The following is a 9,383-nucleotide window of genomic DNA, read 5'->3' as shown; positions in this document are numbered from 1 at the left end:
GCGGCCAGGGCAGTCAGGGCGGCCGGGGAGAGGCCGGGGAAACGGCGGGCGGTGGACGGCGAACCGCCCACCGGTACAGGGGAGTTCGAGGGCGCGCGGGAATAGCGCCGTACGCCCCCGGAACCCCGCGCGCCCCCGAAACCCGTGCCGCGCGCGCCCCCGGCGCCCGTGCCGTACGGGTCAGACGGTGAGGACGACCTTGCCGAAGAGGTCGCCGCCCGCCATCTTCTCGAACCCCTCCCGCGCCCGGTCCAGCGGCAGCACGGAGTCGATGATCGGCCGTACGCCCGTGGCCGCGCAGAAGCTGAGCAGATCCTCCAGCTCGTCCTTGGTGCCCATGGTGGAGCCGACGACCTTGAGTTCGAGGAAGAAGATCCGGTTCAGTTCGGTGGCCGGCGGGTTGGGGCCGGAGGTGGCGCCCGAGATGACCAGGGTGCCGCCGGGCCTGAGCGACTTCACCGAGTGGGACCAGGTGGCGGCGCCGACGGTCTCGATGACCGCGTCCACGCGCCGGGGCAGCCGCGCCCCGGGCTCGTAGGCCCCGAGCGCGCCGAGCTCCAGGGCCCGCTCGCGCTTGGCCTCGTCCCGGCTGGTGACGTACACGCGCAGGCCGGCGGCGCGCGCCAGGACGATCGCGGCGGTCGCGACGCCGCCGCCCGCGCCCTGCACCAGCACGCTGTCACCGGGCCGCACGCCGGCGTTGGTGAACAGCATCCGGTACGCCGTCAGCCAGGCCGTCGGCAGACAGGCGGCCTCCTCGAAGGAGAGCTCCTTCGGCTTGGGCAGCACGTTCCAGGTGGGCACGGTCACCTGTTCGGCGAAGGTGCCCTGGTACTTCTCGGTGAGGATGGTGCGGGGCTCGTCCGGTCCGACGCCGTGGCCGCTCTGGCCGATGACGGAGTGGAGGACGACCTCGTTGCCGTCGGCGTCGACCCCGGCGGCGTCGCAGCCGAGGATCATCGGCAGCGCCTCCTCGCCGAGGCCGACGCCGCGCAGCGACCACAGGTCGTGGTGGTTGAGCGAGGCGGCCTTGACGTTCACGGTCGTCCAGCCGGGCCGGGCCCCGGGGGCGGGTCGCTCCCCGAGTTCGAGGCCGTTGAGCGGGTGGTCACGGTCGATGCGGGCGGCATAGGCAGCGAACATGGCCCGACCCTAGGCCCCGGGTGGCCGGTGGTGGAACCGGATACGTGTGTGACACGCGACGCCTCCCGGGGAGGAACCCGAGGAAGCGCCGGCAGGGTCAGTCCCGCCGGTACTGCGCGGGCGACCCCTTCGTCGCCGGGTCCTCGTACGACCCGGCCCGCCCCCGGTCCACGTGGAACGTGGTCAGCGTGGTCACCGGCGACGCCGGGTCGCGCCGGTCCGCGATCACCCGCATGTGCGTGGACCAGCGCGCCGCCGTCACCTCGTGGACGTCGTACCCGTAGCGGTTGCCCTCGAAGTACTTCAGGTGCGGGTTGGCCCTGCCCATGACCGGGCCGTTGACGGCGTTCCACTCCGCGGAGTACGCGCCGGAGGTGACCGAGTGCGCGGTGAACTCCGTGCCGATGACCGGCGAGGACGTGTCGTCGAAGTCGGGCCGGATGTCGTCGACGAACGCGGAGTGCCAGTCGCCGGTGATCACCACGAGGTCCTCCAGGCCGCTGCGGTGGACGTGCCCGAGGACCTCCTTCCGCTCGGCGAGGAAGCCGTCCCACTGGTCGGTGAACATATAGCCGCCGCCGGGCCGCGCGCGCAGCTGGCTGAGCATGATCGAGTTGGCCCAGCAGTGCCAGGTGTCGGGCGCCCGGTCGATGCCCCGCTTGAGCCAGTCCTTCTGCTCGGCGCCGAGGATCGTCCCCTGCGGCAGGTTCTGCGCGGAGCGGTGGCTGCGCAGGTCGAGAACGGTGAGCTCAAGCAGGTCGCCCCAGCGGCGCACCCGGTGGATCTCCGGGTCGGGCAGGGCCGCGCCGCCGGCGTCGCGGTGCGGCATGTTCTCGTACCAGGCCTGGTACGCGGCCGCCCGGCGCCGCACGAAGGGCGCGTCGCCGTCGCTCCCGCTGAAGTTGTTGACGACCTCGTGGTCGTCCCAGGTGAGGAACCAGGGGTGCGCGGCGTGCGCCTCGCGCAGGGACGCGTCGCCCTTGTAGAGGGCGTGCCGGCGGCGGTAGTCGCCGAGGGTGAGGGTCTCCGGGGCGTCGTGGTCGCGGACGTGGTCGCCGCCGACGGGCCCGTGCTCGTAGATGTAGTCGCCGAGGTGGACGACGAAGTCGAGGTCCTCCCGGGCGATGCCCCGGTGGGCGGCGTAGAAGCCGTCGTGGAACGCCTGGCAGTTGGCGGAGGCGAACCGGACGCCGGCCACCGCGCCCACCGGCGCGGTCTTCGTGCGGCCGAGGCGGCTGCGGACGCCGAGCGCGCGGAAGGCGTACCAGTAGTGGCGGCCGGGGCGCAGCCCCCCGACGGGCACGTGCACGCTGTGGCCGAGGGTGGCCGAGGCGGGGGCGGTGCCGCGCGCGACGACGCTCTTCAGCTCCCGGTCCTCGGCGACGACCCAGTCCACCTCGACGACCTCGGGCAGCTTCTGTTCGGCGGCGAGCGGCTCGGGCGCGAGCCGGGTCCACAGCAGGACACCGTTCGCCTGGGGGTCGCCCGAGCCCACGCCGAGGGTGAACGGCGCGGGGTCGTAGACGGCGCCGAGGGCCTCGGCGGCCTCGCGCGCCCGGGCGGGCGACAGGCCGGCGCTCAGCGGCCAGGCGACGTTGAGGGCCCCGGCGGCGGCCGCGGCCTTGAGCAGGTCTCGGCGGTTGAGCCTCATCGGGAGCCTCCGGCGGTGGGCGCGAGGGTGAGCGATATCGCGTCGGCGTAACCGTCGTTGGACGGGCCGCCGCCGGACCGGGTGAGGACGAGCAGCAGCCGGGCGGTGCGGGCGCCGGGCGGCACGGCGGCGGTCGCGGCGCGCTCCAGCAGGCCCGTGCGGAGCCGGCGCTCCTCGGCCGTCACGGGACCGAGGACGGCGAGTGCCACGGGGGTGCCGGCGCCGTCCCGGAACTCGACGGAGAGCCGGGCGCCGTCCTGCTGGGCGGCGTAGCCGCCGAGCCAGGCGGTGGCGGTGAAGCGGACCCGGCCGGCGTCGACGGCGGCCCGGCCGGTGGGGCCGTCCGCCGGCAGCGCGACGTCCTGGACGAGGGCGGTCCTGGGCGAGGTGCCGCCGGAGAAGAAGCGGCTGCCCCGCCGCTCGGGGCCGGGGTCGGCGGGCGTGGGATAGCCCCCGCCGAGGCTGTACGCGATCAGGGCGGGCGCTCCCTGGGCGATCCGCCACCCGGTGACCGAAGCGACCGGATCGGCGGTCCCTCCCGGCCCGCTCTCGGCGTCCCCGTTGACGACCAGATTCATACGCGCCTCCCTGCGCCGCGGTGCGCCCGCGCACGGCGCGTTCGCGCCGTGCGCGGGGAATCACACCAGGGGCGGGTGAATGCGGGGAAGACGCGGGACGAACAGGCGTGTGGATTCCGGCCGTCGGGGAGGGTCCGGCGCCGGGGTCACAGTCCTGTGACGCGGAACTTCCGCACGGTGTTACGAATTTCCGGGCTCACGGGTGTCCGGGTTTACGGGTCACGGGCTCACAAGTTCTGCAGGCTCACGGGTTTACGGGGCTGAGGGCTCAGAACCGCTCGTCGCGGCCCGAGAGGACAGAACTGCTCGTCGCGGCCCGAGAGGCTCAGGACTCCCAGGCGCTCACGTGGACCGCGTCGCCGACGGAGAGCGTGCCGTGCCGCACGACCGCCGCCTTCACGCCGAAGGTGACCTTGTTGCCGAACTCGGGCTCGCGCCGGTACGTGGCCAGTGTGCGCACGGGCTCGGGGCCCACCGTACGGCCGGTGGCCTGGTCGACCAGCGGCACGTTGCAGCGCGTGGCGCGCACGGAGTAGGCGAGGTCGACGGTCCCGATGGACATCGCGCGCACGCGGTCCTCGAAGTGCGGCTCGTCGTGGCCGGCCAGCACGATGTTGGGTCGGAAGCGGTCCATCGGCACGGGCGCGGCGCCCCGCTCCGCGATCCGCGCGTTGAGTCCGTCCAGCGAGGCCAGGGAGGTCACGAGCACGGCGTGCGCGTCGGCGTACGCGACCTTGCCGGGGGTCTCGCCCCAGCCGTCGCGGTCGAAGTCCGGCGGTACGCGGACGAGTCGGGAGTCGGCGCCGAGCACCTCGGAGATCCACCGGGCGGCGGCCTCGCCCTGGTCGACGCCCTCCCCGACGGGCCGGTCGAACATGCTCACCGGCCGCCGGTGGCCGTCCGGGACGACGTCCACGCGCAGGCTCTCGGCGCCGGGCGCGGACAGCAGCAGCGCCGCGCCGCCGTCGGCGACCCGCGCCTCGACCACGGCCATCGCGGGCAGCTTGCGCTGGCTGCGGAAGCCGCCGTCCGCGGCGTCGACGATCATGAACGTGCGGTCGTGTTCCAGGCCCATGTCACCGACGGCGGCGGACTCGACCGGGACGGCGGCGCAGCCCTTGACCGGGTAGTGGAACAGCGCGTGTACGGAGATCCCCATGCCTCCGGAGCCTACTGCCCGTTTCGGCGGTGTGTTCGACCATTTACGCCGGTCACGGCGGCGGCGCGGCAGTGCGATCGAGTCCCGCGCGATCAGGCGTCGAGCGATCAGGTGCGGAGTGATCAGGCGCGGAATGATCAGGCGCTGCTGATCAGGCGTCGAGTGCGAACGCGTTCTTGGCGCGGGCCATGGACTCCTCGGAGGCGGGCGCGCCCGGATTCTCCGTCGCCAGCGCCTGGTTGAGGCCGACGTACGGCCGCATGCGCTGCTCGTAGCGGGCGAACGCGGCGCGGTGGTCGCCGCCGGCCCGGGCGAGCTCGGCGGCCAGCGCGTACGCGCCGACCAGCGCCAGGCTCGTACCCTGCCCGGACAGCGGGGACGCGCAGTAGCCCGCGTCCCCGAGCAGCGCCACCCTCCCCCGCGACCAGCGGTCCATCCGGATCTGGGACATCGCGTCGCAGTAGAAGTCGGGCGCCGCCCGGACGGCCTTCTCCAGCCGCTCCGCCTCCCAGCGCAGTTCGGAGATCCGCTCGGCGATCAGCGCGCGCAACCACTCGGTGTCGCGGTGGTCGCCGTCCAGCCGCCCGGAGTGGAAGCCGAAGGCGATCCGCAGCTCGGTGTTGTCGCGCACGGGCATGATGCCGAAGCCGATGTCGCCGTCGCGCTGCCAGAGCTGCCAGTTGTCCAGGCCCAGGAAGTTGTCGGCGCTGAACACGGAGAGGTAGCTGCCCAGGTGGTGGGAGAACCGCTCCTCCGGGCCGAAGGCCAGCCGCCGTACGGTCGAGTGCAGGCCGTCGGCGCCCACCACCACGTCGAAGCGGCGGCTGGGGCCGTGGGCGAAGTCGACGAGGATGCCGTCGCCGTCTTCGTCCTCGCCCTGTTCCCGGCCCCGTTCTCCGCCCTGGTGGAGGGCGGTGACGCTGTCCCCGAAGACGTACTCGACGCCGTCGCGGGTGTGCTCGTGCAGCAGCTCGACCAGGTCCTGGCGCAGGATCTCGATGTCGTCGCTGTCCAGCCTGCCGCTGCTGAGGGTCGCCTCGGTGGAGCGCTCGATCTCGTTGCCCTCCGGGTCGAGGATGGACATCCCGCGCATCCGGGTACGGACCGCGCGTGCCTGCTCCAGCAGGCCCATCCGCTCGACGACGTCGAGGGCGACCCCGCGGATGTCGACCGCCTGGCCGCCCGACCGCGGGGCGGGGGCGCGCTCCACGACGGTCGGGGTGAGGCCGTGGTGGAGCAGCCGGTGCGCGAGTGCGGAGCCGGCGATTCCGGCGCCGGTGATGAGAACCGTGGTCATGTCGGAGCCCTTCTGTACGGTGTACACGCCTCTGAATGTACGCCGTACGCAGACCCTCGCCAACTGGTCATTTCCTTGCTCTGTACTAGCTCACAGACAAGGGATCGAGGCATCGGTGCCGGTAGGCTCTGCGCTAGTACAGCCGTCGGGCCGGGCGAAAGTGGGCGAAAAAAGATGTCGAGAAATCGAGAGGGCGACGCGGAGCGCGGTACGAGCCAGAGCGCCGAACGCGGTACGGGCCAGAGCGCCGAACGCGGCGCGGGCCAGGGCGCGGAGCGCGGCGCGCCGCCGCCGTATCTGCGCATCGTGGCCGAGATCCGGCGCCGTATCGACGAGGGCGAGCTGGCGCCCGGGGACCGGGTCCCGTCCACCCGGGAGATCGCCCGGGAGTGGGGCGTGGCGCTCGCCACCGCGACGAAGGCGCTGACCAGGCTCAGCCTGGAGGGCGTGGTGGAGGCGCGGCCCCGCGTGGGCACGGTGGTGGCGGCGCGTATGGAAGCGGTACGGGGGCCGGCGGCGGCTTCAGCGGCGGCGCGGGCGGCTCGGTCACCGGAGCCGGCGGGAGCGGTAGTGGGGACGCGGGGCGGGGCGAGCGCGGGCCCGGACCTGACTCAGGAGCGCATCGTCCGCGCGGCCGTCGCGATCGCGGACACGGAGGGGCTGGGCGCGCTCTCCATGCGGGGCGTCGCCGCGCGTCTGGGGGTGGCCACGATGTCGCTCTACCGACATGTCGGCAGCAAGGAGGACCTCGTGCTGCTGATGGCCGACGCGGCCTTCGGTGAGGCGACGTACCCGGCGACGCCCCCCGAGGGCTGGCGGGCCCGGCTGGAACTCGGCGCGCACACGCTGTGGCGGCTGTTCCGCGCGCACCCGTGGCTGGCGCATCTCAGCCCGCTCTCCCGGCCGTTGATGCTGCCCAACCTGATCGCCCATGGCGAGTGGATTCTCGGCGCGCTGGACGGCCACGGGCTGGACCCGGTGACCATGTTCGACCTGCATGTGCTGCTGTACAGCCATGTGCAGGGGATGGCGGTCAACCTGGAGCGGGAGGCGCAGGCGGAGGCGGTGACGGGGTTGACCGAGGAGGAGTGGATGGCCCGCCAGTCCGCGGCGACCCGCGCGATCATCGCCTCGGGCCGCTACCCCGCCTTCAACAAGGTCATCACGTCCTTCGGCGACACGGGCTACGACCTGAACCTCGACGCCCTCTTCACCCTTGGCGTGAGCCGCCTCCTGGACGGCATGACCCCCATGATCGAGGGCACGAACGGTCCACCCCGCGGATGAGCCCTCGCGGCCCCGGGCGGCGCCACCCCCGCCGCGCGGCTCGCGGGAGTTCATCCCGTACGGGACCCCGCACCCGCCGTGAGGCGCAGGAGTACCGTTCGTCGTGGCGACGCGGGGAAGGGAGCCGATATGGCCCACTACAGCGACTTCCGGCGGGGCGAGGAGAGCAACGGGCAGCGGCTGGCGCGGCTTCGGGCGCGCCGGCGCTGGACGCAGCAGCGGCTCGCCACCGAGAGCGGCTACAGCCTGGCGGCCGTCAAGGCGTTCGAGCAGGGACGGCGTTCCCTCGACCGCCCGGCCGTGATCCTCGCCCTGTGCAAGGCGCTCGACTGCCATCCGACGGAGATCACCGGCGGCCCGGTCGTCCCGGCCGAGAGCGACGGCGAGAGTCAGGCCGCGCTGGCCGCCGTGGCCGCCGTACGACGGGCCCTGCTGCGGCACGGGCGGCCCGCGCGGCCCAGCGACCGGGAGGTGGCCGAGGTCGACCTCGCGGAGCTGCGGCGCCGCACCGCCGAGGCGAACGCGCACCGGCACAGCGCCTCGTTCGCCAAGGCCGCCGCCACGCTCCCGGCGCTGCTGCGCGACCTGCAGGTGGCGGCCGAGGTGCTCGACGGGGACGGCCGCCGCGCGGCGCACTCCCTGCTGTGCTCCGGCTACGAGTGCGCCATGCAGTTCCTCTACAAGCTGGGCCACGTCCCGGACGCCACGCTGGCGACCGAGCGGGTCGTGTGGTCCGCGCGGGAGTCGGGAGATCCGCTCCGGCTGCTGGCCGCCCACTGGTACGAGGCCGGCGAGTTCCTGTCGATCGGCGAGCACGACGAGGCCGGGGCCATCATCGACGAGGCCCTCACCGCGCTGGGCGCCCTGCCCGACCCCGGCCCGGAGGCGATTTCGCTGATGGGCGCGTTCGAGCTCAAGGCCGCCCTGAACCAGGCCCGCCGAGGCGACGCGACGGGCACCGAGCGGCACTGGCGGCGCGCGGAGGCGGCGGCCGAACGGCTCGGCGAGGACCGCAACGACTGGCAGCTCCAGTTCGGCCCGACGAACGTCGCGATCTGGGGCGTGTCGCTCCCCGTCGAACTGGGTGACGGGCGCCGCGCCGTGGCCCGCGCGGAGCGGGTCCGACCGCCCCGGCACTTCTCCCCCGAGCGCCGCAGCCACCACTTCATCGACATGGGCCGCGCCCACTTCGCCAACGGCCGGCGCGACCGGGCCGTCGAGGCGTTCCTCACCGCGGAGCGCCTGGCCCCCCAGGCGACCCGGCTCCACCCCGGCGTACGGGAGACGGTCCGCACCATGATCCGTACCCGCCGCAACAACTCCCTGACGGAATTGGGCATCCGCCTGGGCGTGCTCTGACCAGCGGTGCCCATGAGGGCTACGTTCTGTAGCCCTCGCAGCCCACCCCGGTCCGTAGCGTCGTCCCCGCTCCCCTCACCAGGATCGGAAGGACGAAGCCGTGCCCGCACGTGACCCTGTGCCCCGCCCTGGGCCGCCGGATCGGCACGATCGAACGCGCGCCGGAGCCCACTGGCTCGCCGCGGCCCGCCCGGAGCCATCCCGCGTATGGCGCGAATGGCACCACGACCGCATCGCGCTGTTGCCCCTGGGCCGCCACTTCGACGCGGTCCGGCTGGCGGCCACCACCGTGCACGAGGTCGCGGACGACACTCGCCCCCACCTCGTACGCGCCGCGCTGGGCGTCTTCCAGCTGTGCGGACCGGTGATCCGCACCCCAAGGGCGTACTACGTGCTCGTACCGCCCGGCACCGCCGGTGGCGCGTGGTCGGATGCCGGCGACGGCGCGGACTGTCTGGGCGACGGCAACTACCTGGGCGTCCCCGGACCCGGGGACCACCCCGCCGTGGGGTGCCAGTGGCTGGTGGAGCCGGACGGCACGGGCCGGGACCTGACCTCGCCGGACGCTGTCCGCGCCTTCCTCGGCGCGGCCCGCCGCCGGGAGGGAGCCCCGGCATGAATCGCACGACGAGACCCCGCCTGCGCGGGCTCTCGGAGGCACAGATCCGCGGCTTCGCGTGTCTGCGGTGCGCCCGTCCGCTGGCGGACGACACCGCCGTCGATCTGCCGCGCGAGCGCCTGCGGCTGGCGGATCACCGGTTCTGGTGGTGCCCCCGGGTCTGCCGGGACCACGTGGAGGCGGGGCCCGCCGGCGCGGCAACGCTCGTGGAGGCCCCCGCACCGGGCCCCTGAGCCCCGAAGACGCACAGGGGCGGGGCGCCCCGCGGCGCCCCCCCCCCCCCAGCCCGC

9 protein-coding genes are annotated in these 9,383 nt (G+C 74.0%); 4 read left to right on the top strand and 5 right to left on the bottom strand.

Features of this window, described 5'->3' with window-relative positions; translation table 11 throughout:
* Window positions 1-180: 180 nt before the first annotated feature.
* The 5 genes from ACSNOD_RS23605 to ACSNOD_RS23585 all read right to left on the bottom strand — a co-directional run bounded on the left by ACSNOD_RS23605 (window position 181) and on the right by ACSNOD_RS23585 (window position 5,855).
* Window positions 181-1,143, bottom strand: a complete 963-nt coding sequence (locus ACSNOD_RS23605; protein ID WP_436769036.1) for a zinc-binding dehydrogenase — start codon at window positions 1,141-1,143, stop codon at window positions 181-183.
* 97 nt (window positions 1,144-1,240) lie between these two features.
* Window positions 1,241-2,794 (bottom strand): alkaline phosphatase D family protein, encoded by a 1,554-nt coding sequence (locus tag ACSNOD_RS23600; protein ID WP_436769035.1) that lies wholly within the window; start codon window positions 2,792-2,794, stop codon window positions 1,241-1,243.
* Window positions 2,791-3,372 (bottom strand): phosphoesterase, encoded by a 582-nt coding sequence (locus ACSNOD_RS23595; RefSeq protein ID WP_436769034.1) that lies wholly within the window; start codon window positions 3,370-3,372, stop codon window positions 2,791-2,793. The genes ACSNOD_RS23600 and ACSNOD_RS23595 overlap by 4 nt, the downstream gene beginning before the upstream one ends.
* Before the next feature lie 325 nt (window positions 3,373-3,697).
* Window positions 3,698-4,531 (bottom strand): MOSC domain-containing protein, encoded by an 834-nt coding sequence (locus ACSNOD_RS23590; protein ID WP_436769033.1) that lies wholly within the window; start codon window positions 4,529-4,531, stop codon window positions 3,698-3,700.
* 151 nt (window positions 4,532-4,682) lie between these two features.
* On the bottom strand, window positions 4,683-5,855 hold the full coding sequence (locus tag ACSNOD_RS23585) for an FAD-dependent monooxygenase (RefSeq protein ID WP_436769032.1): 1,173 nt from the start codon (window positions 5,853-5,855) through the stop codon (window positions 4,683-4,685).
* 147 nt (window positions 5,856-6,002) lie between these two features.
* Here ACSNOD_RS23585 and ACSNOD_RS23580 point away from each other — a divergent pair, with 147 nt between their 5' ends.
* The 4 genes from ACSNOD_RS23580 (at window position 6,003) to ACSNOD_RS23565 (ending at window position 9,326) form a co-directional block, all read left to right on the top strand.
* Window positions 6,003-7,115, top strand: a complete 1,113-nt coding sequence (locus ACSNOD_RS23580) for a GntR family transcriptional regulator (RefSeq protein ID WP_436769031.1) — start codon at window positions 6,003-6,005, stop codon at window positions 7,113-7,115.
* 129 nt (window positions 7,116-7,244) lie between these two features.
* Window positions 7,245-8,474, top strand: coding sequence for a helix-turn-helix domain-containing protein (locus tag ACSNOD_RS23575; protein WP_436769030.1), 1,230 nt, complete (start codon window positions 7,245-7,247; stop codon window positions 8,472-8,474).
* 241 nt (window positions 8,475-8,715) lie between these two features.
* Window positions 8,716-9,093, top strand: coding sequence for a hypothetical protein (locus tag ACSNOD_RS23570; protein ID WP_436769029.1), 378 nt, complete (start codon window positions 8,716-8,718; stop codon window positions 9,091-9,093).
* Window positions 9,090-9,326 carry a hypothetical protein gene (locus ACSNOD_RS23565; RefSeq protein ID WP_436769028.1) on the top strand — a complete coding sequence of 79 codons (237 nt, stop codon included), beginning with the start codon at window positions 9,090-9,092 and terminating at the stop codon, window positions 9,324-9,326. Before ACSNOD_RS23570 ends, ACSNOD_RS23565 begins: the two co-directional genes overlap by 4 nt.
* Window positions 9,327-9,383: the final 57 nt, after the last annotated feature.

This window comes from Streptomyces sp. URMC 123 (assembly GCF_051386515.1).
Classification (GTDB): domain Bacteria; phylum Actinomycetota; class Actinomycetes; order Streptomycetales; family Streptomycetaceae; genus Streptomyces.
The sequence above is the reverse complement of the archived record's forward strand: the minus strand, read 5'-3'. Positions and strand labels throughout refer to the sequence as shown.

Excerpts from the sequence above, each read along its gene's own strand:
- ACSNOD_RS23605 (WP_436769036.1), bottom strand. The coding sequence starts at position 1,143 with ATGTTCGCTGCCTATGCCGCCCGCATCGACCGTGACCACCCGCTCAAC.
- ACSNOD_RS23600 (WP_436769035.1), bottom strand. The coding sequence starts at position 2,794 with ATGAGGCTCAACCGCCGAGACCTGCTCAAGGCCGCGGCCGCCGCCGGG.
- ACSNOD_RS23595 (WP_436769034.1), bottom strand. The coding sequence starts at position 3,372 with ATGAATCTGGTCGTCAACGGGGACGCCGAGAGCGGGCCGGGAGGGACC.
- ACSNOD_RS23590 (WP_436769033.1), bottom strand. The coding sequence starts at position 4,531 with ATGGGGATCTCCGTACACGCGCTGTTCCACTACCCGGTCAAGGGCTGC.
- ACSNOD_RS23580 (WP_436769031.1), top strand. The coding sequence starts at position 6,003 with ATGTCGAGAAATCGAGAGGGCGACGCGGAGCGCGGTACGAGCCAGAGC.
- ACSNOD_RS23575 (WP_436769030.1), top strand. The coding sequence starts at position 7,245 with ATGGCCCACTACAGCGACTTCCGGCGGGGCGAGGAGAGCAACGGGCAG.
- ACSNOD_RS23565 (WP_436769028.1), top strand. The coding sequence starts at position 9,090 with ATGAATCGCACGACGAGACCCCGCCTGCGCGGGCTCTCGGAGGCACAG.